Raw genomic sequence first — 21,619 nt, 5'->3', positions numbered from 1 at the left:
CCGACATTCATCTGCGGGTCCGTGCGGGCTCCTCCTTGTCGGGCCGGCCGAGGAACCAGCCGACGCCGAGCACGACCAGGACGAGGGCGAGCGGCAGCAGCGTGTCGAGCAACTGCTCCCAGATGCTCTGCTCGTTCTCCCTGGCGGTCTGGATCACGATCGCCACCAGAGCCAGGAACGCGACCGCGCCCGCGAGGATCACGCGCCAGCCGAACGGCCGGGCGATGAACCCCTTCTGCCGGAGGGCGGCGGCGCCGGCCGTTGCCAGGATCAGGACGACGCCGGTCAGGGGCACCGCCATCGGCACGCCCGGAACCACCAACGCCAGCGCGACGAGGGCGCCGCCGACCCCCACGACCAGGCTGGTCAGGTTCCGGCCGAGGTGGCTTCTCTCGACGAGGTAGTTCACGAGCACCCAGAGCAGGAGTGCGTAGCCCCGCAGGACCTTGAGCAGGGCGACGGCGGCCCGCGGCTTCTGCACCGAGGAGGCTGCAGCGGAGAGCGTGGCGGTCGCGTGGGTCACCGTCCGGGCGAACGTGTCCGAGCCGCGTTCGGCCTCCGCGGTGATGGTCTGGCTCCCGACCACCTCGGCTCCGGTCAGGAATGCGTCGAGCTCGGCAGGACCGGCCTGCGTTCCGCCGTCCTTGTGACCGAGGAGGCGGGCCTTCACGGGTCCGGCCCACTGGACGGCCAGCGTCACCGGATCGGGTTCGTCGGCGACGACGGTGGCCAGGGACTCGAGCTCCTCCGACAGGAAATCCGTCCGGAGCCGATCGGCGATCAGGCGCGCGGTCACCGGGAACGTGCGGGGGAGCGGGCCGTTCCCCTCCAGGACCCGCAGCTCCGCGGTCAGGCGGGATGCCTGCCCGTCCCAGGCGGCGGCCAGTTCGGTGTGCCGGGTGGTCCCGGTCGGCCCCGCGGCGACGGCGCGCAGGAGCTGTTGCGTCTCGGCCACCGTCCGGCCGAGCTGCCGGAGCCGTTCGGGGGCCAGGAGCATCTGCACGAGCTGCTCGCAGCCGTCGACGCGGCCGCGCAGCCAGTCGTTGGCCCGCCAGGACTCCCGGTAGAACGCCCCGAAGTGGTGCAACTGGACGCCCGTGACCAGGTCGTCCCGGAGCGCGCTCACCTGCACCAGCTCGACGCCCTGCTCGGGCAGGTCGGTCACGCCGGTGAACGCGACGTGCACGACCTCCAGCCGGAGCATGTTGCGCAGGACGTCGTCCGCCATGGTGTCCTCGGAGGGAACGAGGAGGGCGACCAGCGACTGGAGTCGTTTCTGTTCCGTGCCGTCCCGGTCCACGGGCGCGGTCTCGCCGGTGCTGATGCTGCGCAACGAAGCCCCTGCGGTCCGCAGGCAGCCCGCGAGCTCGAGCGCCAGCTCGTAGAGGCGGGTGGCCATGCCCGTCTGCTGACCGGTCCGGCCCCACTCGGTGGTGAGCTTCTGCAGCGTCGCCCGGAGCAGGTCGAGTTCGTCGCGGCTGGCCGTCAGCCGGTCCCTGCGTTCCGGCAGCCGCGCATCCCGCCAGTAGGCGTCGAGCCTGGCCCGCTCCCGCCGAACGGCGCGAATGATCTCGTGAGCACGTTCCCGGTGGCCGACGATCCTCGCCCGGTCGTCGTCGGTGAGCGGGGCCAGCCAGACCGCGCGCTTCAGGACGTCGAGGACGACGTCACCGAGCCGCCGGACGGTCGCCTGACCCCACCTCCATTCCTGCGGTCCGGCGTCCAGCGCCGCGGCCAGGTTCCGCTGCGGGATGAACGGGAAGTCGTCGTCCTCGGCGGCGTTGTCGCCGGCGAGGTCGCGCAGCTCCGAGGCGACCTCCCGGTGGCTCCACGGGTACTCCTGGGGAGCGGCGAGCAGCCGTCGCGCCACCGACTGCGCGGTGTCGGCGCGCCGGACCTCCAGGTACCCGGGATAGGCCGACTGCACCAGGTCGACCGCGCCGGGGGACAGCGGAGCGGCCGCGGCCTCGACCAGGGTCTGGGCGAGCCGGTCGCGGGCGCGCCGTCGGTGGGCCGTCAGCTGGTTGCGCTGCTCGATCTCACCCAGTTCCTCCGCGACCGAGTCGGTGGACCGCAGGCGGGTCATCACGCCGAGCAGGACACCGGCCGCGTCCGGGAGCTCGGTCACCCTGGTCTCTCCCGGACCGGTCGCGGCTTCCCCGGGATCCGGGACGACGTAGGCGAGGATCCGCCGCACCTGCTGGTCCGCCGGCTGTTTGTAGACGGCGTCGATCGCCGGCCGGATCGGTTTGTTGCGCAGGATGCCGCCGTCGATGACGTACTGCGAGCGCTGGAAGTTGGCCCGCCCTGCCGCGGAGTTCCACCGGCCGTCGACCACCTGGAGGGGGTCATCCACCGTGACCATGAACGGCTCGAATGCCGCGGGGAAGGACGCAGTGCACCGCGAGGCCACCGCCAGCTGCTCGGTCACGCCCTCGCTGCGCAGGTCACCGCGGCCGGAACCGGGTGCGGCGCCGTCGAACGTCTCGGCATCGGAGGTGAAGTGGAAGGTGGCGTCGTAGTCGATCTCGGTGATGCGCCGCCCCATGTCGTCGGCGAAGAAGCTCTGCCGGCCTTCCCACAGCGTGCCGGTGAGGAACAGGTCGACGTCCTCGTCCGGAGCGGCCGCGATCCCCGGTCGTTTCGGCCAGACCTCGGCGTAGGCCTTCTTCAGCGACTCGTGGAAGTACGTCCCGCGCAGCAGCGACGGCTGGTCCTTCTGCCGGGGGTGGCGCAGCAGCGTGCTCAGCGACCCCGCGTCCTGCCAGAGCGTGCGGAGCTCGGTGAGGTCGCAGCCGTGCACGAGGCCGAGCGCCAGGAAGCCGCCGTTGATGCCCCCGGCGCTGGTGCCGGCGATGACGTCGATGCGGGCGTCGGCCTCCAGCACGCCGAGCAGGTCGGCGTAGGCGTCCGGCGGCGCGCCGGGCGTGCCGCGGCGCCGGCTCGCCTGCACCAGGCGGTTCAGCTCGTGCGTCACGCCGCTGATCCAGACGGCGAGGCTCACGCCGCCGTTGAGGACGACGGCGAGGCGGATCTCCTGGGTCGCGGGCGCCTTCTGCTGTCCACCGACAGGGGTCTCCAGCCAGCCGACCAGGCCTGTCACGGCGGCACCGTCCCCGCGCGTTCGACGTCCGATGTGCGGCACGAACGAGACATGGGTCCCCCGTGACATGCGCCGAAGAGGTGGCGCACGTTAGCGCCGTCGACACCTCCCGCGGTAGGTCCGCCGCGATGGGCCACGGTTCGCCCCACAGCCGACACAACAACATGCGCGGTGGGGCGGGTGGGGCTCGAACCCACGACCCAGGGATTATGAGGGCGCTCAGGCGGCTGGCGGCGCACGCCGCTTGCCTGGGGATTCGGCCCTTCACCTGCGGAAACGGCATCGGCTCGATGCTCACCAGGGAGCCCCTGATCACCCCTGATCGCGGGGGCTCAGTTGGGTCAAACGTTGGGTTAGAAGCGGTGGCGGACACCTACTCCGTGGGTTGCGGACGAGGACCGGCTGACGCCCGATAGGCGGCACGCGCTGCGCTGATCGTCTCGTACAGCGGATGCGCCTTGTTGTCCCGCTGGTTGAGTGGCGGCCCGAGTGCCTTGATAACCGCGCTCTCCACCGTCTGTGGCTCCGGATGCGGAGCCCACGTCACCCGCAGGTGCTCGCGCATCCATTCGGACAACCGCGCCTCGTCCGCGTCGACCGGGACGACACGGGTCCGGGTCCATCGGGTGGTGTAGCTCTCGGAGGTCATCAGCAGCGCCACCAAGGCGCGGCGCAACGTGGACGAGCCGGTTGGACCTCGGAAGTGGTTGCCGACCACCCTGGCGCGCAAGTTCTGAGCCAAGCCGATGTAGAGCAGTTCCAGTCCGTCGGCGCTCGGATGTGCGGGGCCGGACACTCGCGGTAGCAGCCCAGGGGGAGCCCACCAGGCGTAGAGACCGGATTCACGCGGTGCCTGTTCAACCGCTTCCTCGGCGGTCGCCGGCGACCCGCACAGGTTCTTCGCGACCGTCGGTGCCTCCGTCACGCCGAGTAGCTTCGCAGATAGAAGGGTGCCCCTGGGATGAGCCGCCAGGTCTCTCCCCAGGGGCACCTGGCTTGTGTCGACCTAGCTGACCCGCTGAGTGGGCGGCGGCTTGGTCTTCCGGGGGCCGTTCGCTCCGATGTACGGGCGCTCGCCCCCGTGGTCCTGCGCTGGCAGCCCCAGTCGGCCGGCGATGCGCTCCCGAGTGCTTAGCCCGCCCCACATGCCCCAGGGCTCGTCGTAGACCAGGGCGTGGGCGAGGCAGGCTGCGCGGACGGGGCAGGCCGCACAGACGGCCCTAGCGGCAGCGGTCGGCAGACCGGGTCGGCCGTCCATCCAGTCCTCGGGGTCGTGGCCCTTACAGGCGGCGCGGGCGGACCAGGGCATCCGAGGAATCCACGGCTGCGGTCGCCGACGCAGGCGTTGCAGCTCTTTGGTGACAGCCTTCACGAGAGCAGGTGAGGGAACGGCTCGCGGCGGGGTCGGGGTCGATAGTCATCGGCGTTGTAGCGATGCGGGAAGAGTTCGAGGTTGCGCCGATGGATCGCGTCGACCTCCGCTTGCTGTTCGGGGGTCAGCGGTGTCGGGGTGGTCGCCCGCTGCACCGCCAGCGCGTAGCGGCGTCGTTCGTCCAAGGTGGGCGCGCCAGGAGTGGCGAAGGTGACCGGCTGCCCGTTCTCGTCGGTGAGCTGCGACCTGATCAGGTGCGTAGTTGCCCGGCGCCGTCGCATGCGCCAACCCCCTTCCGTGGTCGGTACTGACCACGGTGCAGAGCCCAGCCGGGTGTCTGTGCAGAATCTGTCTCACGCACTCGGTAGCTTCGACACGTGGACCGACTCTTCTACGGGGACAACCTCGAAGTTCTGCGGCAGCGCATCCCTGCGGAGAGCGTCGACTTGGTCTACCTGGACCCGCCGTTCAACTCGAATCGCAGCTTCAACGTCATCTTCGCGCGCCATGAGACGGCGGCCAACGATGAGCGCGCACAGATTCAGGCGTTCGATGACACCTGGCGATGGACACCAGTAACGGATCAGCAGTATTCGGACTACGTGACGGGCGAACTTCCGCAGCCCGTCGCAGACGCGCTGACAGCCTTCCGCACATTGCTCGGCGAGAACGATGCAATGGCCTACCTCGTCAACATGGCCCCGCGCTTGGTGGAGCTGCATCGCGTCCTCAAGGACACCGGGTCGCTCTACCTGCACTGCGACCCGACGATGAGCCACTACTTGAAGATCTTGCTCGACGCGATCTTCGGCGCAACTAGCTTTCGGAACGAGATTACGTGGCGTCGCACACCCTTCAAGGGCAGCAGCAAATCGCGGGCACAGCAGCTCCCTAAGAGCCACGATGTCATCCTCTTCTACAGCAAAGGCGAGACCTGGACTTGGCATTCGCCGTCGACTGCCTACTCGAACGAGTACCTGGCTCGCTTCAAGTGGGATGACAACGACGGGCGAGGCCCATATCGAAAGACGAGCCTCAAGACCTACAGCCAAGAGACCCTAGAGCGATTGCGGGACGACAACCGACTGATCGAGCCCAAGAGGGCTGGTGCCGGGTACAGCTACAAGCAATACCTAGCCGAGAGCCCCGGTACCTCGCAGATCGATGATGTCTGGACGGACATCAACATGCTGAACCCTGTGGCCAAGGAGCGTCTCGGGTACCCCACGCAGAAGCCGGTCGCGCTGCTGGAGCGCATCCTTGCTGCAAGCAGCAACGAAGGTGACGTCGTTCTCGACCCGTTTTGCGGGTGCGGTACGACGATCGACGCGGCTATCAAGCTGAAGCGCCGATGGATCGGCGTCGACATTACGTATCTGGCCGTGGATCTCATCGAAAAACGCCTAGAGCACACTTACACCCCGTCGATCAAGCAGACATACGACGTTCTCGGTATCCCGCGAGACAAGGCCGCTGCGCTCGCGCTGTTCTCCCATTCTCCGTTCGACTTCGAGCGTTGGGCCGTCTCTCTAATCAGCGGTCAGCCGAATCAGAAGCAGGTCGGAGACAAGGGCATCGACGGAGTGGCGCGCTTCCCTCTCGGGCGCGCCAACTTCGGCAGGGTGCTGATCTCCGTCAAGGGCGGCAAGCAGCTCAACCCGTCGATGGTTCGAGATCTAGGCGGCACGGTGACCACGCAGAAGGCCGAGATGGGCGTTCTCATCACCAATGCACCGCCCACGCGCGGCATGGTCGATGAGGCAAATCATGCCGGTGTGTACCACCACCCGAACTACCCGCAGGCGTTTCCGAGGATTCAGATCATCACCGTCGACGAGCTTCTCGCGGGTAAGCGCCCGATGATGCCGCCGACGATGCTGCCGTACATCCAGGCTCAGCGGAAGCACATCTCCGAACATCAGGGAGCGCTGTTCGACGCCTGAGGACGGAGCCGAATCCAGGGCATTGACTCCGCTGGTCTAACTGCGCTCCGTGGACGTATCCGTGGGAGGCAAGGACCTACGACCCCGCATGGCGTCCGCGAGGGCTGCGGCATGGCCAAGCGCGGCGGGGTCACCGGTCTCTCGGACCAGCCAACGGCCGAAGCGCAATACGGCGAGCCAGCGGATGAGGGCGCATACGGGGAGCACTGCAGGAACTAGCAGCAGCCAATGGCTCATCTCGAAACCCCGCGCCCCCTCAGCACATCAATCCTCGGTTGTGTCCTCGAATGCCAGCGTCCGAACGAAGGCGGCGATACGACCCGCTTCTGCCGCAGAGAGGTCTTCGGGGAGCATCAGCCGTGCGCGTAGCCCAGGCCGTAGCGGGAAGGGGTACTCGATCAGGCCCACGATGGGCGTCGTCGAGCGCGGGGCTTCAGCCGGCTCTACGGCGGGCGCCACCGGAGGCGTCGCTGAGGGTTTCGTGGGGCGCCGCTGCGCCGTGCCGTTCCCGTTTCCGCTTGCGGTTGGCCGCAGACGCGCGGGTCGCCAATCTCCGCCGTCCAGCCAGGTCAAGTACATGGCCACCGACTGGCGGAATCGCTGGCGGTAGACCTCCTGGCTCTTGTCCTTGAACTGGCCGCGCGTCTTGTTCGTGAAGCGCAGAAGGAAGTTCTCCATCGCTCCTTCATCGAGGGAGCGGAGGTCAACCCCGTCGGCATCGTCCTCTACGGACAGCACGTTCCTGACGCCTGTCTTCAGGGCTGACGCCGTCGCCTTGTTCAGCTCGTTCTTCTCGATGGTCCAGTCCAGGAAAGCGAGCAGTCCAGCTCCCGTTCCGCTACCGATGGCCTCGCTCACTGGCGTCTCCACTCGTCGAAGTGTTGCGACGGGTCGAGAATGCACTACGTACTACGTGCTGTCAAACACGACGTGACTACGCATCCACGTAGCAGGGGTCGCGTGCAGCTACAGTCCTCGCGCTAGCCGCGTACGTTCGATGGCGGCGGTGTAGTCCGGCTCCTTGGCGACGTGGCCGTAGACGTCGGCGGTGAAGGCGACGCTGCTGTGCCCGAGCCAGCGAGACACCGAGAACATCTCGTGTCCGTCCGCGAGCCACTGGCTGCCGCAGGTGTGTCGCAGATCGTGGAAGCGGACCCCGGTGTGCGGGTCGGCGGGCAACCCCACGGCGGCCACGGCCGGGCGGTAGACGTTGCGGTAGAACGCCTGCTGATTCCACAGGTGGTCGGCACCCGTCTGGCCATAGTCCGGCCCGGTGCGGCCCCGCCCCGGCCAGAAGGGCGCATCCAGTTCGTCGCGCCGTGGGTGGCCTGCCAGGTAGAGACCCAGGTCGTGCAGCAGCTCGTCATCGAGGATGGGCACCCGTCGCCGGCTCTTCTTAGACTTCGGTTCCTCGAAGACCCAGCCGGTACCGGGCACGTTCTTCGCAGTTCGCTCGACGTGCACCTCTCGGCGAGCCAGTCGCAGGTCCCGCACCCGCAGCCCAGCGATTTCGCTCGCCCGCAGCCCTACGCCCCCAGCGAATCGGACGAGGAGCCCGTCGACCGGATCTGTCTCGGCGCACTTGCTCGCCAGGGCGGCGACTTGCGTCAGGCTGAGGAAGTGCCCTTCGACCTCTTCCCGGCCGGTGGGCAACGCCTTGGGCACCTTCACGGTCTGGCCCTCGCACGGGTTGATCGCGATGACGTTGTGCTGCCGGGCGTAGCGGAAGGTCGCTTGCAGCGGAAAGTACGCCCGTCGAACGGTCGCAGGCATCAGCGGTTGGCCGTGGGTGGTGCGCAGTCCGCGAAGCCACAGCTCGACGTCCCGGCTCGTGATGCTGTCGAGCCGGCGACGGCCGAACGCGGGTAGCGCGTAGTTCGCGAGGTTCCGTCGGTACTTCTCTAGCGTCTGCGGTCGAATGTCGCTGGTCGATGCGGTGGCGAGCCACTGGTCCGCGACGTCCGCGAAGGTGACCTTCCCGGCCTGCGGGTCGACGTAGGTCCCGGTCGCCTGGGTGTGCTCCACTCTCGCCCGGTACTGCCGGGCGGCGGTCTCGCTCAGGAAGGTCTTGTCGCGGACGCGGGCCTTGCCGGTCGTCGGGTCAACCTCGCGCCAGCGGGCCACGTAGACAGTGCCCTTGCCCCGGTGGATCTTGTAGACGCCGGGCGTGCGGGTGGGGATGCGGGTGCTCATGCGACGGCCTCCGATGCCGAAAGGGTGGGTTCGACGGGGTCCAGGGCGGCGCTGGTGAGATAGCCGCCGATGCTGCCGGGGTTCCACCGCGCGCGGCCGGTGGGCGTGGGGACGCGCTCAGCCGTGAGAGCGGCGGCGATGCAGCGGTGGCTCGACCCGGCCGCGTGCATGGCGACGATGCGAGTCAGCAGCGCCGGGTCGATTTGGCGTGGGCGACCCAGGCGGGTGCCTCGCGCCTTGGCAGCTCCGAGAGCGGCCTTCGTCCGGGCGCTGATCATCTCGCGTTCCAGCTCGGCGAAGACCGCGAGCATCTGCGCCATCGCCTTGCCGTGCGGGGTGGTCAGGTCCATGCCCAGGTCGAGGACGATGAGGTCCCACTTCTGGCGGCGGGCCGTCTCGAGCACGTCGCTGGCTTGGATGACGCTGCGGCCGAGGCGGTCCATCTTCGCCACGACGAGCGCCTGCGCCTCGCCGGCTCTCAGCCATCCCAGGGCGCGGTCGAGTGCGGGGCGGTTGCGCAGCTTGCCGCTGACCCCTTCGTCGACCTCCCACACGACCGACCAGCCGCGCCGAGCGGCCTCCTGCTCGACGGCCGCCCGCTGCGCTTCCAGACCGAGCCCGCTCTGCACCTGTTCGTCGGTGCTGACCCGCAGGTACGCGACGACGTTCATCGGTCGTACTCCCCCTCCCACAGCTCGACCTCGCACGGGTGCCACTGCGTGGAGGCGTCGTCCTCGCCGTCCTCCACTGGCAGCCAACCCACGTTCTCCGGGTCGCTGAGTGCGGTCAGCGGGTAGACGTCGACCGCCTGCCGCGCACCGCAGCGCGGGCACTCGACGGTCGTGGGTGGCTCGGCGGGGCCGGGGGACACCTGCACCACTTCGACGCGGTGACCGCAGGCCAGCAGGGCGCGCCACGGTCGGCGCTGTGCGTCAGCCCGAAGGCCGGTGCCCTCCTGGGCACCGGCCGGGCCGTTCTGGTCGGTCTGGGTCGGGATGGTGGCGGGCACGTCGGCACCGGGTGGGCCGGGTGGCGTGGGCTCACACACGCTTGTCACCGGGCTGGTAGCCCTCGGGCATCTCGCCTTCGATGTCCCATGCCTTGGCGTACCGCAGCGGCTCGATGACCTCCCACGCGCGGGCTTCGGTGCAGTCGGCCCACACCTCCACGTCCCGCTCGCCACTGCCGACGCTCGTTCCGGCGCCCTCTTGCGTGGCAGAGATGCCAGCCGCAGCGAACGCGGCCAACAACTCCTCCACCGGCTTGCCGGTTGGCGTCTCCGTGAGGCTGTACAGCCCAACGATCTCGATCATGGTGGCCTCCTGGGGCTCGTAGCCGGGTCTGTCAGGCGGTCTTGGCAGGGTTCGCCTTGGCGGCGGCGGCCTTCTTCGGCGCGGGCTTCGCGGCCGGAGCCTTGGCAGCCGGGGCCTTCTTCTCGACCGGGGCGGGCTCGGGAGCCTTGGCAGCCACCTTCTCCGCATCGGCCTTGGCCTTGGCCGCCGCAGCGGCTGCCGCCTTCTCCTCCGCCTTGCGCTGGCGGTCGGCGGCCCGCTCCTGCGCCCGCTGCTCCTTGGCGGCCAGGTCGGCGGCCTTGGCCTGCTCCTGTGCGGCCTTCACCTCGACCCGGTACGTGTCGGTGCTGCGGAACGCCTTGCGCTTGCTGGTCACGAGGAACACCTGCTCGGCGGTGATGCCGTTTGCGCCGTGCTGACCGTTCAGGAAGTCGGCGAACGCCTGGTGCATGGGGCCGACGCGAGTGGCCGACTCCTCGGTGTCGACGGTGGCCGGGGTGGTGGTGGTCTTGGTGCTGGTCACGGGGTGCCTCCTGGGCGGTGACTCGTGTGGTGCGGACCCACTCAGCTCACAGAACCCGGCCCCGAAAGTTCAGGACTTTCTGACCTCCACTCTCTGTGGACCCGGCCGCGACGCCGATACGTCCCGTTCGGCGTCGCCGGCGACCGCTGGCGGCCCGCCAGGCGGCGTCCTTGGGGAGGGTGTGCCAGCACCCGACCGGCACCAGTCCATCGGCGCACGTCGGCGCCCAGGGCGCTGGCGTCGGCGTCAGCGGCGGCGCCCGGCGATGCGGCCCTTGCTGGGCTGTCGTGGGGTGGGCCGGTAGGTCCGGGGCACGGCCCAGTAGTCAGGGTCGTCCGGCTCGATGCGGCGCCGTTCCGGCAGCGGGTGCTCGGGCGGCGGTCGGTCGGCTCCGTTCCTCATAGGCGTCGCCGGCTCCTGCACCGGGGCGGGCCGGGGCGGTTCGGAGCCGTAGGCGAAGGCGTCCGACCAGTCGGCGTCGTGGGGCTCGGCCTGGTAGCGGGCCAGTTCGCGCTCCGCTTCGACACGTTCCGCCGCGACCACCAGCGGGTCCGGGGCGCCCTGCGCTTCCGCGAACGGGCGCATCTGCACGCCGGGCTCGACGCTTGCAACCACCCCTTCGAGGATCTGCTGCCACGCGGGCACCTCGATCTCAACGGTCGTCTTGCCGGAGACCTGCGCTCGGTCGAGAAGATCCTTCGCGGCCGCGAGTCGAACGTTGTGCGGAACGCTCTCGTCATTCATGAAGGCGATCAGCTTCGCGGCGGCTGGATCACTGGCCAGGGCGATGCGCTCAGCCGCCCGACGACGCACCTGGGCGGCGGCCCCACCGTGCATCCGGCAGACGTTCCCGCCTTGCATGGGTGGGTTCTTGCATGGATTGCCCGTCCGCGACGAGTGCGCGATGCACTTCACCGGGTCGTCAGTTCGAACCCGCCTCTTCTTCTTGCTCATCCTGTGTTCCTCCTTCTCTTGCATTGAGTGGTTCCAGGCCGCCTAGTGGGAGTGGTGGTAGCTGGTCACCGGTTCCCGGCCACCCCGTAGGGGGGCCGGAACTGGTACCAGTACCGCCCACCGCGCACCGGTACCGGTACTGGTCCGGTACCACCGGTACCACTGCCCTTCTGCGCGTCAAGCCAGCGAGTGGAACTGTGCTTTTCCGGCTCCCTGTTCTCGAATGACGACTCCCTCCTCCGTCAGCAAATCGAGCATGAAGAGCACTTCGCTCCGATTACCGCCGATGCCAGCGGCCACCGTGTTCTTCGAGGCGCGAGGGTGCTCGCGCAAATAGGAGAGAACCCTGCGCCGAAGCTGGTCATTGCCCGCCCGCTTCTGCTCCACCTTCTTCTCCGCGGCCTTCTCGACGGCCTTCGACTTCTGCTCGGCCGCGAACTCTCGGGCGCTCACGACGCCCTGCCATTCGAGAACGACGGACGGCCCCGTGCGAACCATGTCCAGCTCGATGGCCTGCCTTTCCTCGAACCGGTTCTTGTCCTGAACCAGGCCGCGACCGGTGCCGCCTTCATCCGTTTCACTGAGCCGCATGAACAGTCCGGCGCCCATCCGGAGGAAGGCCGCACCGCGCTCTCGGCTCTCGTTGGCGTTGGTGTGGTGCCCGACCACCACGGCGCAGTCGAGAATTTGTGCCAGCGCCCGTAGCCCTCGGGCGGCGAGCAACATCCCTTCGCCGTTCTCTTCGCCGGTCATGAACTCCACCAGCGGGTCGATAATCACCATGCCCACCGGTTCGCCGGTGTCGGCTTCGAGCTTCTGCACCGTGCGGATGACAGCCGCTACGCCACTCTCGGTGGTGACGTCGAAGGTCTTGTCCCGATAGCGGACCGGGGCCATGTGCCGGTCGCTGGGGTAACGCAGCTTCCAGGCGTCGACGTGGTCCTTGACCTTCCGCAAGCCCTCGCCTTGGTAGAAGAGAACGCCGGTCTGCGTCGTGTTGCGGGCGCCGTTCTGCCAGCGTGTGCCGCGACGCACCGCCAGGCCCATACCGGTCAGCGCGATGGTCTTCCCGGCGCCGGGCGGCCCGTACAGAACCGAGTACGCCCCACGGGGAACCCAGCCGTCGATGACCCACTCGACCGGCGGCAGGCTGGCGAGCTGGTCGTCGTCCATCAGCCCGTCGAGATGGTCGGACTCATCAGCCTGGTTGGAGAGGAAGGTGGCCCGGACCAGGGCCAGCACGTCGTCGACGTCTTCGTCGTCGCCTGGCTTCCTCTTCGCCGCGCTGACGAGGCGCACCGGTTCGGCCTTGCCCGCGTTCAGCCCGCTGCGGATCGTGGCGCGGGCCTCCGCTTCCGGCAGGTCGATGTCCAGCGCGGCGCCCAACAGCGCGTCGAAGACCTCGGCCTCGTCGGCCTGGCCGCTGCCGACGTAGTGCCCGAGAGCGCAGGCGCTTCGATTCAGCTGGTCGTTGCGTCCGCCGGCTCGGGTAGTCGCCAGCGTCTCTACCTCGGCGGCGACGGCACCAGCCACGTAGTCGGCCACCGGCACCCCAACAGACCGGGTGGTGGCCGTTGCCCCGCCGTTGGGGCTCGCCAGGGCAGCCAGCAGCCACTCAGGGGCGGTGGTCACCGACGCGCACTCGTCCACGGCGTCGTAGGTGCTGCCACTGGCATGCACCGAACCAGCCGCGACGACGAGACCGCCTTCGCCGCGAACATCCAGCCCCGTCCGCACGGCTGCCCGGTTGCGCAACCCCTCGACGGCGCGGAAGTAGATGTGCTCGCCCCGGCCACTGCGCACCCGGTACGTCTTCGGAATTCGGCCGTGCTGGCGTTCCAGGCTCGCCAGACTGGCGCGCCCTTCATCGCCGTCCACGTCGAGGACGAACACGCCCGAGCGAACCCCCGTCACGACACCGACGTTGGCGCCGGGATGCTTCCGCCAGAGCGCTCGAACGCGGGCCGGGTCCGTGGTGGCCGCGTCCTGCCACTTCACGAGGGGATGCTTGCCGTCGAGCGGGAACACCGGCCAGCCCTTGCGGGCCCACCCCTGGGCAGCGACCGCCTTCGGATCGGCGAGCCCGCCTCCGTTGTGTCGGAATGTCGTCACCGACGACCCCGGCTGCTGCGGCGGACGAGCCGCACCACGTCGTCGCTCACGGCGTCCGCGAGGTCTTGGTCGGCAAGCCGCTGCCACGCGCACTCAGTTCGGAAGTCCGGCGCCTCGCCGTACAGGGCCAGCCGCAGTTCTCTGCGGAGAACGTCAATCGGCATTGTCGGATCGTGACTTATTTCGAGCCACCGCTCAACCAGATCACTAACGGTCGACGGCGTTCCATTCGGCGCTAGAGCGACCTCGTGTGATCCACGGAGCATCAAAATTTCTCGACCACTCAGCGGGGAACCGGATGACCGCAGGGTGCGTGCCTGGGTTAGTGTGGTAGTGCCCATTCGGGCCTCCTTGGTGGATGTGTTGGCCGAAAGAGCCGGGGTAGCAGAAGCCGTGTCGAGCAACTGCTGCCGCCCCGGCTCTTTCGACTATCTGGGTCAGATCGGGAACTGCGGCCGGGGAAGTGCCGGATACCGCTCGTAGAGAACGTTGAGCACGTCCTCCGGGTGGTCACGCACATAGACCTCGCGCTCGTGCGCAGCCGTGATGGAGTCCAGAAGCTGGCTGAGCTTCATCTCCTCGCGACGGATGCGGTCGCGCTCCTTGCGGGCGTCCTTCGCAGTGATCTCGCGGCGCTTGATCCGGCGGCGCAGAGCTTCCAGCGCCTCGTCGTGTTCGGCAGCCGCCTGGATCAGCTCGGCTGCTTCCTCGTTCATCGCGGCGAGGCTGTCCTGAGCGCCCTGCACGACAGGGCCGGTCAACTCCCCGATGCGGCGTTCCACTTCCTTCTTGACCTGCTCGAACACGACCGGGTTCGGAGCGTTCAGCTCCTGAAGTGCGGCCCGCGCCTGAGCTGGGGTGCGGGACACGCCCACGTCCAAGACGCCCACGTCAGTTCGCCTCCAATCCGTACTGCGCGGCCAGGTCGCCGTCGTCTTCGGCTTCCATGGCGGCCAGGCGCTTCTCGCGGTCCCGCAGCACCAACACGTCGTCGTCGACGGCGGTCAGTCCTTCGCGCAAGTGGCCGATAGCCGTCTCCAGTGCTCGAAGGTTCGGCGTGTAACTCATCGGACAATCTCCCTGTTCTCTTCGCGGATGGTCTTCAGCACCATTCGAAAGAATTCGGAGTAGCTGACGTTCATGACGCGACTCATCGACTCGACGTATCGACGGTCACTGTCGGTGAGCCGTACACGCAGTTCGCTGCCCGCGATGGTCGGCCTACCTCGTGGTCGAAACAAGATTGCCTCCGGTGGTCGGTGGTGGCGGCTTTATGCGGCCGCAACAACCACTAAACAGCGGCTGGACGGAGCCGCGTGGGAATCTTTCAGCCCGCTAGTCGACGGGAAGTGGAACTTGCGTTCAGAAATACCGCTGTTGAGTTGGCAAAGAGCATCCGGGCAGTACGGAACAGCCCATCCGCGCGGGTCACCCCACGCCACTCCTCAAGACGAGAAGGGGCGTGGCGTGGGGTGACAGAGGGGCGGGTCAGCCGAACTGAACTACGCCGAGAACTCGTCCACCCAGACCACTTCGGGGTCCTCAGTGGAGGTGCTGTCCGCGAACCGCAGGAACACGGCGACTCTCGTGCCGCACAGCCGGAAGCCCTGCTCGGGCAGCACCTCGGCCAACGGGGGTAGAGAGCCGAACTGGTCGATCATCGGGTCCCACAGACCGTCGATGTCGTCAAGGTCAACTTCCCGCTCCTGCGCTGTCCACATGGCGCGAACCTGAGTAGCCGCTGCGAGAACCTGCGCGATGTCCGCGTTGACGGCCGGTCGCAGACTGACGTCCTGCGTCTCTCGCTCGGCTCGCAGCTCTTCCGCCTGTTGCCTCATGGCGCGCTCCGCAACCTGAAGCGGGATCCATTGGCGATCCAGCACCCGGATGACCACGGCGCGGGTCATGCCGCACCGTCGTTGGTCTGGGGCGCCCCGTAGGCGAGCACAGCGCTACGCGGGATGCGCACGGCGGCGCCGACCTTGCGGTACGGCAGTACGCCTCGGTAGCGGAGCCGGCGAACGGTCACACAGGAGACGCCGAGGAAGGCGGCGGCCTCCTTGTCGGACCACATCTGGTCCGATGGGCTGAGCTTGGTGGTGGGCATGGTGGGTCGTCCTCCAGAAGAAGTGGAGGGTTCCGCCCGAGAACGAAAAGAAGCCGGACCGAACCCAGAGGGGGTGTCATCTGAGTTCGCCCGACTTGCGCGCCAGTCCGTGCAGCGCGGGTCCACGGTTTGCTCGCCCGCTCGATGGCGGGGCAGGGGCTCCGTGTGGGCCTTTAGCGACCCCGCTCGATGCGGGGTGACGTTTACGAGGTACTGCGCCAGTTGCCCGGCCACCGTACACGGACATACAGATCGGCCAAGGGAGCGCGGGGGATTGGACGAGCTGTGCTGCGCACAGTTATCCACAGCTAGTTGGGTCAACCGGTGGGGCAACGGTGGAACTACCAACGTCCGAGCCGGGCCAGCAAGCCGCTGACCAGGCGATTCATGGTGGGGCGGGTGGGGCTCGAACCCACGACCCAGGGATTATGAGTCCCATGCTCTGACCAGCTGAGCTACCGCCCCGGAGTGCCGCCAGCCTGCCAGATGCTCCTCGCTCGACCGGAGCCTGCCGCTCCCACGTTCACAGCCGGCGCACAGCCGGTACACCGGCTGGGCGGAGGTCGAGCCCTCACCGTCGTCACTGACGACCTGAGGAGCCCGCCATGCAGAACGACCCCTTCACGGCCCGCCGTACCGGAGTCCACCGGCTCCGCGTCACGACCGCCGCCCTGGGTGCCGCCGCCGTCGTCGGCACCGGCGGACTCGCCTGGTACGTGGCCGCTGACACCGCCTCGGCCGCGACGACCGACGAGGCTTCGTCCGACGACTCGGGCACGACCACCGGCACGGATCAGTTCACCGCGCCCTCGCAGTCGCTGGGGACCACCGGTTCCAGCGGCTCGCACGCCTCGAGCGGTGGATCGTGATCGCCGCCGCCGACTGGACGGCGTGGACCTGTCGCGTCCGCGTCGCCGTCACCGACCCCGCCGCGCTGGACGACGCCCGCGAGCTGGTGACCGACCTGCTGGCCGACGTCGACCTCGCCGCCAGCCGCTTCCGCGAGGACTCCGAGCTCGCCGCGGTCGACACGGCCCACGGCGAATGGACGACGATCAGCCCGCTGTTCACCGAACTGATCGCCGTCGCCCTCCGCGCCGCCCGGCTCACCGACGGGGACGTCGACCCGACCGTCGGCGCCGCCCTCTCCGGGCTCGGCTACGACCGCGACGTCTCCGAGATCTCCGCGGACGGGATCGTCGTCGCCACCCCCGCACCCGGCTGGCGCACCATCGAGCTCGACGAGGACGCCGGCCGCGTCCGCGTCGCCCCCGGCGTCCGGCTGGACCTCGGCGCCACTGCCAAGGCGTGGACCGCCGACACCGCGGCCGGTGCCGTCACCGCAGCGACCGGCAGCGGCTGCCTGGTCTCGATCGGCGGCGACATCGCCGTCGCCGGCCCGGCTCCCGAGGGTGGCTGGCGGATCCGGGTCGAGGACGTCACCGGCAATCCGGACGCCGAGCCGGCCGGGCCCGCCGCAGTCGTCACCCTCCACGACGGTGGCCTGGCCACCTCGTCGGTCCGCGCGCGTCGCTGGCAGCGCGACGGGCTGTGGCTCAACCACCTCATCGACCCCCGCACCGGTTTGCCGCCGGTGCCGGCCTGGCGGACCGTCTCCGCGGCCGCGGGCACCTGCGTCGACGCGAACGTGCTGAGCACCGCAGCCGTCGTCCGTGGTCACCGGATCTGGTCGCTGCTTCGTGCGGCGCACCTGCCCGTCCGCCTCGTGACTCCCGACGGTCAGGTGCTCACCGCCGGCGGCTGGCCCGTGGAGCAGGCCGCGTGACCGGCGAGGTGCTCTGGTACCTCAACCGGGCCACGGGCATCGTCACGCTGGTGCTGATGACGGTCACCGTCGTCCTGGGCACGGTCGTCCGCCGGCACGGACGGGTGCCAGGGCTGCCGCGCTTCGCCGTCACCGGCCTGCACCGCAACGTCGGGCTCCTCACGGCGCTGCTGCTCGTCACCCACGTGCTCACCGCCGTCGTCGACTCCTACGTCGACATCGGGACCGCCGACGTCCTCGTCCCGTTCACCGCCGGGTACCGGCCGCTCGCGATCGGCCTCGGCACCCTCGCGGCGGACCTGCTCCTGCTGGTGGTCGTCACCAGCCTGCTGCGCGAGCGGCTGCCGCAGCGGGTCTGGAAGGCCGTGCACCTGACGACATATGTGCTCTGGCCGCTGGCCTTCGTGCACGGCCTCACCGCCGGCACCGACCTCGGCGGGGGGTGGCTGCTCGCCGTCGTCCTGGCCTGCGCGGTCGCCACGACCTGGGCCTCGGCCGCCGCTCTGCGGGCCCGGCGCACAACGCCACCCCCCTTCGAACGGGCAGCCGCCGCCCTTGCCAGCACCTCCGCCGCCCTGTCGACCGGACGCCCGGTGGGCGTCTTCCGGAACGGATGACCGCCATGACCGCACCTCTCCTGATCCGCGGCCCGCTCGACGTGCCGGGCCCTGAGATGGCCGACCACCTGGGCGCGCACGGCGCGCTGCCCGTGGTCGACCTGCACGGGCTCGTCGAGCGGGCCGCCCTGACCGGTCGGGGTGGCGCCGGGTTCCCTACGGCAGCGAAGCTGCGGAGCGTGGCCGCGGCTGCCGCCGCGACCGGGCGGGCGCCGGTCGTCGTCGCCAACGGCTCCGAGGGGGAGCCGGCCGCGGCCAAGGACGCCGTCCTGCTCGTCCGCGCGCCGCACCTCGTGTTCGACGGCCTCGCGCTCGCGGCCGCCGCAGTGGGGGCGACGAGCGCCTACCTGGCGGCCGATCCGGCGCTGCTCCCAGGCCTGGCCCGCCTCCTCGGCGATCGCGGGGATCGGCTGGGGGTCCGCCTGCGCCCGGTGGCGGGCACGTTCCTGGCGGGGGAGGAGTCCGCGCTCTGCGCCGCCTTGGACGGGAAGGCCCCGCTGCCGCGCAGCAAGTTCCCCCCTGTCCGGGAGAGAGGCGTCGACGGCCGCCCGACGCTCGTCCTGAACGTCGAGACCCTCGCGCGGCTGGCCCTGGTCGCCCGCGGGAACGATGCCGCCGCATCCTCCCTGCTGGTCACGCGGCGGATGGAGATAGCCGGCACCTCCTGGGTGGACGTCGTCGACGTCGCCCTCAGCTCGCGGCTGGGCGACGTCCTGCGCCTGGGCGACGGAGTGCAGGCGGTGCTGATCGGCGGGTACGCGGGAACCTGGGTCGAGGCCGGTCGCGCCGCGCACCTGACCCTCGACCCGGTCGGCCTCGCGCAGGCGGACGCCGCCCTGGGGGCGGGCGTGCTCGCTGCCCTCCCCGCCGACCGCTGCGGCCTGCGGGAGACGGCGCGCGTGGTCGGCTACCTCGCCGCGCAGTCCGCCGGGCAGTGCGGGCCGTGTCTCAACGGGCTGCCGCGCATCGCCGCCGCGCTGGATGTGCTGGCCCGCCCGACGCCTCCGCCGTCCGGGCTGCTCGCCGACGTGCACCGCTGGTCGGGGCTCCTGCCCGGGCGCGGTGCCTGCTCCCATCCCGACTCGAGCGTGCGGCTCGTCGCCAGCGCGCTGCGGGTCTTCGAACCCGAACTGGCCCTCCACCGGACCGGCCGCTGCACCGCCCGCACCGCACAGCCGTTCCTCCCGGTGCCCGGGAGCACGCGGTGACCCGGCTCGGGGTGGACCCGATCCGGTGCACGGGCCACGGCCTGTGCGCCGAACTGCTGCCCGAGGGCATTCGCCTCGACGAGTGGGGCTATCCGTTGCTCGTCCGCGGCGAGCTGCCTCCGGACCTGGTCCGGACCGCGAGACGGGTGGCCGCCGCCTGCCCGACCCGGGCCCTGCAGCTCCGGGACGGGGGCGGCTAGCCCCTGCCGAACAGCCGGCCGAGCATGCCGCCGGCGCCGCCGACGGTCTTGGCAGCCAGCTGCAGGATCGGCCCGCCCGGGATGCCCGGGACCGCCTGGACGATCGGCGCCAGCTTCAGCAGGCCGCCGACCTCGTGCACCTTCAGCCGGCGGCGGGCCACGGCGGGGACCGGGTTGATCCGGCCGGACGCCGCCTCGAGCAGCAGGTCGGCCGGCGCCTCGACGGCAGGGCCCTCGTGCTCGCCGGCGGCGACCCGGTGCACCGTCCAGCCGTGCGGGTCGGCAGCGAAGGCCCACCCGCCGTCCGGCGTCGCCAGCGTCACCCCGCCGGTGATGTCCAGCGACGCGGCCAGGGCGCCCGTCACGTCGACCAGGGCGGCGAGACCCGACTGCAGCACCGCCGGGGGCGGGGGAGCGGCACCGCAGGACACCAGGTCCAGCCCGTGGACGGCGAGCTCGTAGGCCTGCCCCAGGACGACGCTGAGCAGCGGGATCCGGCCGACCACCGAGACGGTGGGCGCGGTGTCGAGCTCGACCGGCTCCTCGGCCAGGTAGCGGGCGGTCGCCTCGCGGTTGCGGCGCAGGGCGGCGAGCACCTCCTCTCGGGAGGCGTCCCGGTGCGCGGCGGTGACCCGCGCGTTGACCGCGTCGACGTCAGGGGGTGTGCCGGTGCCGTCCGCCCGCGCGGAGGCGATCAGGTCGGCCATCGCCGTGTGGTCGTCCCAGCAGCCCAGGTGCACGCAGATCTCCTGCGCACGCCATCCGTCGAGTCGGGACCGGCGGGTCAGGTCGACCGTCTCCGCCTGCTCGAGAAAGGCGTCCCACGCGCCCAGCACCATGCTGCCGACCTGTTCGCGGCCGGCGTCCGCCATTCCCTGGGAAATGCCCACGGATGCGCCCTACCCCTCCCGGGCCCGGGCAGGCATCGATCCCGCGTTCAGGGACGTGGCACGCGCCACGCCCCGGCGGCAACTGCTCTCCCCCCGTGGGGTGAGGGGACGGTCAAGGAGTGCCCCGGGCCGGTCGATCGCTGGACCGTGGACGAGATTCCGGCCGGCGACCGCCGTGCCACCAGTGCGCCCCTGCGCGCCTCGGCCCGAGCGGGCTTCCTCCGCCGGCTGGGTGCGGCGCTGCGCGCTGGGCTGTACCGGCCCTTGGCCGGCGACGACGACCGGGTCGCCTACTGGATCCGCCACGTACGCAACGGCGTGCTGCTCAGCGAGGTCGCTGCCTGGTCGGTCGTCGGATACGTGCTGATCACCGACAGCCCCGGGCGGCACAACCGCCTGCTCCTCGCCCTCACCGGGCTGGTCATCGTCGGCGTCCCGTTCCTGCTCCTCCTGCCGCTGCAGGCCATGATGCGCGACAGCCGTGGTCCGACGATGTTCTACGCGTGGACGCTCGGGACGAGCGCCCTGGTCATCCTCGGCACCCACCTCGACGGGGGAGCGTCCAGCCCGCTGGACGCCCTGCTGTTCCTGACGCTCACCTACATGGCGGTGGCGTACTCCCCCTACGGGGTGGTCGCCATGGGCGCCACCATGACCGTCGCCTACTTCCTCATCATCGAGCTGCCGCACGTGACGACGTCCGGGCTGTTCTTCCTGGCGGTCATGGTGTCCTTCACGATGATCTGCGCGATGGCCTCGGCCAACTCGTGGGCGGCCTACGACCGCCAGGTGATGCTGATCCGCACCCAGGAGACGCTGGCTGCGACCGACCCGCTCACCGGCATCCCGAACCGGCGTGCCTACCTCGAGCGCGTCGCCTCCGCCGTCGACGCCGCAGCCTGGGGCCACCAGACCGTGGTGTGCCTGGTCGACCTCGACCGGTTCAAGGCCGTCAACGACGCCGGCGGTCACGCGGCCGGTGACTACATGCTGCGGTCGGTGGCGACGGCGCTGGGCGGCGCGGTCCGGGAGACCGACACCGTCGCGCGCCTCGGCGGGGACGAGTTCGCCGTCCTGGCCGACGTCTCGGTGACCTTCTCCGGCGAGATGCTCGCCGAGCGGCTCCGTCAGGCCGTCGCGGCGGTCGGCGCCGCCTCCGGGGTGACCGCCAGCGTCGGTGTCGCCGAGGTCGAGCCCGGCGACGACGTCCAGGACCTCATGCACCGCGCGGACGCCGCCATGTACCGCTCGAAGAGCGTGGGCGGCAACTGCGTCACGATGCTCGCCCCCTGAGCGACGTCCCTACCGCTTGATCCGGC

The 21,619-nt window shown here is 70.0% G+C and carries 25 protein-coding genes and 1 tRNA gene; 7 read left to right on the top strand and 19 right to left on the bottom strand.

Annotation, left to right across the window (positions count from 1 at the left end; translation table 11 throughout):
- Positions 1-7: 7 nt before the first annotated feature.
- The 4 genes from E4P38_RS07540 to E4P38_RS07525 all read right to left on the bottom strand — a co-directional run bounded on the left by E4P38_RS07540 (position 8) and on the right by E4P38_RS07525 (position 4,756).
- A complete protein-coding gene (locus E4P38_RS07540) occupies positions 8-3,103 on the bottom strand; it encodes a patatin-like protein (RefSeq protein WP_167760483.1) in 3,096 nt (1,031 codons plus the stop codon).
- 373 nt (positions 3,104-3,476) lie between these two features.
- Positions 3,477-4,028: a GIY-YIG nuclease family protein gene (locus tag E4P38_RS07535; RefSeq protein ID WP_135131138.1), complete on the bottom strand. Its 552-nt coding sequence runs from the start codon at positions 4,026-4,028 to the stop codon at positions 3,477-3,479.
- An 81-nt stretch (positions 4,029-4,109) separates the two neighbouring features.
- The gene (locus E4P38_RS07530) at positions 4,110-4,412 is read right to left on the bottom strand and encodes a WhiB family transcriptional regulator (protein ID WP_135131201.1); all 303 of its coding nucleotides are present in this window, start codon (positions 4,410-4,412) and stop codon (positions 4,110-4,112) included.
- Positions 4,413-4,471: 59 nt separating this feature from the next.
- Complete coding sequence (locus E4P38_RS07525) at positions 4,472-4,756, bottom strand: hypothetical protein (protein WP_135131137.1); 285 nt, start codon at positions 4,754-4,756, stop codon at positions 4,472-4,474.
- 96 nt (positions 4,757-4,852) lie between these two features.
- On the opposite strand from E4P38_RS07525, the gene E4P38_RS07520 reads away from it, so the two are divergent.
- Positions 4,853-6,418, top strand: coding sequence for a DNA methyltransferase (locus E4P38_RS07520; protein WP_135131136.1), 1,566 nt, complete (start codon positions 4,853-4,855; stop codon positions 6,416-6,418).
- A gap of 264 nt (positions 6,419-6,682) precedes the next feature.
- On the opposite strand, the gene E4P38_RS07515 is transcribed toward E4P38_RS07520, so the two are convergent.
- The 14 genes from E4P38_RS07515 to E4P38_RS07460 form a co-directional block, all read right to left on the bottom strand.
- Positions 6,683-7,276 (bottom strand): hypothetical protein, encoded by a 594-nt coding sequence (locus E4P38_RS07515; RefSeq protein WP_135131135.1) that lies wholly within the window; start codon positions 7,274-7,276, stop codon positions 6,683-6,685.
- 108 nt (positions 7,277-7,384) lie between these two features.
- A complete protein-coding gene (locus tag E4P38_RS07510; RefSeq protein WP_135131134.1) occupies positions 7,385-8,611 on the bottom strand; it encodes a site-specific integrase in 1,227 nt (408 codons plus the stop codon).
- Complete coding sequence (locus tag E4P38_RS07505; RefSeq protein ID WP_135131133.1) at positions 8,608-9,282, bottom strand: recombinase family protein; 675 nt, start codon at positions 9,280-9,282, stop codon at positions 8,608-8,610. The genes E4P38_RS07510 and E4P38_RS07505 overlap by 4 nt, the downstream gene beginning before the upstream one ends.
- The gene (locus E4P38_RS07500; protein ID WP_135131132.1) at positions 9,279-9,620 is read right to left on the bottom strand and encodes a zinc ribbon domain-containing protein; all 342 of its coding nucleotides are present in this window, start codon (positions 9,618-9,620) and stop codon (positions 9,279-9,281) included. The genes E4P38_RS07505 and E4P38_RS07500 overlap by 4 nt, the downstream gene beginning before the upstream one ends.
- 31 nt (positions 9,621-9,651) lie before the next feature.
- Entirely contained in the window at positions 9,652-9,924 is a 273-nt protein-coding gene (locus E4P38_RS07495) for a hypothetical protein (protein WP_135131131.1), read from the bottom strand.
- A gap of 31 nt (positions 9,925-9,955) precedes the next feature.
- Positions 9,956-10,426 carry a hypothetical protein gene (locus E4P38_RS07490; protein WP_135131130.1) on the bottom strand — a complete coding sequence of 157 codons (471 nt, stop codon included), beginning with the start codon at positions 10,424-10,426 and terminating at the stop codon, positions 9,956-9,958.
- A 246-nt stretch (positions 10,427-10,672) separates the two neighbouring features.
- The gene (locus E4P38_RS07485; protein ID WP_135131129.1) at positions 10,673-11,380 is read right to left on the bottom strand and encodes an HGGxSTG domain-containing protein; all 708 of its coding nucleotides are present in this window, start codon (positions 11,378-11,380) and stop codon (positions 10,673-10,675) included.
- A 177-nt stretch (positions 11,381-11,557) separates the two neighbouring features.
- Positions 11,558-13,492: a bifunctional DNA primase/polymerase gene (locus E4P38_RS07480; RefSeq protein WP_167760482.1), complete on the bottom strand. Its 1,935-nt coding sequence runs from the start codon at positions 13,490-13,492 to the stop codon at positions 11,558-11,560.
- Positions 13,489-13,656 (bottom strand): hypothetical protein, encoded by a 168-nt coding sequence (locus tag E4P38_RS22850; protein WP_167760481.1) that lies wholly within the window; start codon positions 13,654-13,656, stop codon positions 13,489-13,491. The genes E4P38_RS07480 and E4P38_RS22850 overlap by 4 nt, the downstream gene beginning before the upstream one ends.
- Before the next feature lie 273 nt (positions 13,657-13,929).
- On the bottom strand, positions 13,930-14,382 hold the full coding sequence (locus E4P38_RS07475) for a hypothetical protein (protein ID WP_135131127.1): 453 nt from the start codon (positions 14,380-14,382) through the stop codon (positions 13,930-13,932).
- A gap of 1 nt (position 14,383) precedes the next feature.
- Positions 14,384-14,560, bottom strand: a complete 177-nt coding sequence (locus E4P38_RS22845; protein ID WP_167760480.1) for a hypothetical protein — start codon at positions 14,558-14,560, stop codon at positions 14,384-14,386.
- A 434-nt stretch (positions 14,561-14,994) separates the two neighbouring features.
- Positions 14,995-15,399, bottom strand: a complete 405-nt coding sequence (locus E4P38_RS07470; protein ID WP_135131126.1) for a hypothetical protein — start codon at positions 15,397-15,399, stop codon at positions 14,995-14,997.
- Positions 15,396-15,599 (bottom strand): helix-turn-helix domain-containing protein, encoded by a 204-nt coding sequence (locus E4P38_RS07465; protein WP_135131125.1) that lies wholly within the window; start codon positions 15,597-15,599, stop codon positions 15,396-15,398. The genes E4P38_RS07470 and E4P38_RS07465 overlap by 4 nt, the downstream gene beginning before the upstream one ends.
- 388 nt (positions 15,600-15,987) lie before the next feature.
- Positions 15,988-16,064, bottom strand: a tRNA-Ile gene (locus E4P38_RS07460).
- Between the two features lie 140 nt (positions 16,065-16,204).
- Between E4P38_RS07460 and E4P38_RS07455 the strand changes: the two genes are divergently transcribed.
- The 5 genes from E4P38_RS07455 to E4P38_RS07435 are packed head-to-tail and all read left to right on the top strand — an operon-like array spanning position 16,205 to position 19,410.
- Positions 16,205-16,468 (top strand): hypothetical protein, encoded by a 264-nt coding sequence (locus E4P38_RS07455; RefSeq protein ID WP_135131124.1) that lies wholly within the window; start codon positions 16,205-16,207, stop codon positions 16,466-16,468.
- Entirely contained in the window at positions 16,465-17,385 is a 921-nt protein-coding gene (locus E4P38_RS07450; RefSeq protein ID WP_209308985.1) for an FAD:protein FMN transferase, read from the top strand. The genes E4P38_RS07455 and E4P38_RS07450 overlap by 4 nt, the downstream gene beginning before the upstream one ends.
- Positions 17,382-18,002 carry a ferric reductase-like transmembrane domain-containing protein gene (locus E4P38_RS07445; RefSeq protein ID WP_135131122.1) on the top strand — a complete coding sequence of 207 codons (621 nt, stop codon included), beginning with the start codon at positions 17,382-17,384 and terminating at the stop codon, positions 18,000-18,002. Before E4P38_RS07450 ends, E4P38_RS07445 begins: the two co-directional genes overlap by 4 nt.
- Before the next feature lie 5 nt (positions 18,003-18,007).
- Positions 18,008-19,210, top strand: coding sequence for an NADH-ubiquinone oxidoreductase-F iron-sulfur binding region domain-containing protein (locus E4P38_RS07440; RefSeq protein WP_167760479.1), 1,203 nt, complete (start codon positions 18,008-18,010; stop codon positions 19,208-19,210).
- Positions 19,207-19,410, top strand: a complete 204-nt coding sequence (locus E4P38_RS07435) for a ferredoxin (protein WP_135131120.1) — start codon at positions 19,207-19,209, stop codon at positions 19,408-19,410. Before E4P38_RS07440 ends, E4P38_RS07435 begins: the two co-directional genes overlap by 4 nt.
- On the opposite strand, the gene E4P38_RS07430 is transcribed toward E4P38_RS07435, so the two are convergent.
- Positions 19,407-20,300, bottom strand: coding sequence for a maleylpyruvate isomerase N-terminal domain-containing protein (locus E4P38_RS07430; RefSeq protein WP_245160866.1), 894 nt, complete (start codon positions 20,298-20,300; stop codon positions 19,407-19,409). The two genes, E4P38_RS07435 and E4P38_RS07430, sit on opposite strands and share 4 nt — an antisense overlap.
- Before the next feature lie 147 nt (positions 20,301-20,447).
- Here E4P38_RS07430 and E4P38_RS07425 point away from each other — a divergent pair, with 147 nt between their 5' ends.
- Entirely contained in the window at positions 20,448-21,593 is a 1,146-nt protein-coding gene (locus E4P38_RS07425; RefSeq protein ID WP_135131119.1) for a GGDEF domain-containing protein, read from the top strand.
- Positions 21,594-21,619: the final 26 nt, after the last annotated feature.

The organism is Blastococcus sp. CT_GayMR16, assembly GCF_004570875.1.
Classification (GTDB): domain Bacteria; phylum Actinomycetota; class Actinomycetes; order Mycobacteriales; family Geodermatophilaceae; genus Blastococcus_B.
This window is presented reverse-complemented; position numbering and strand designations above follow the sequence as displayed.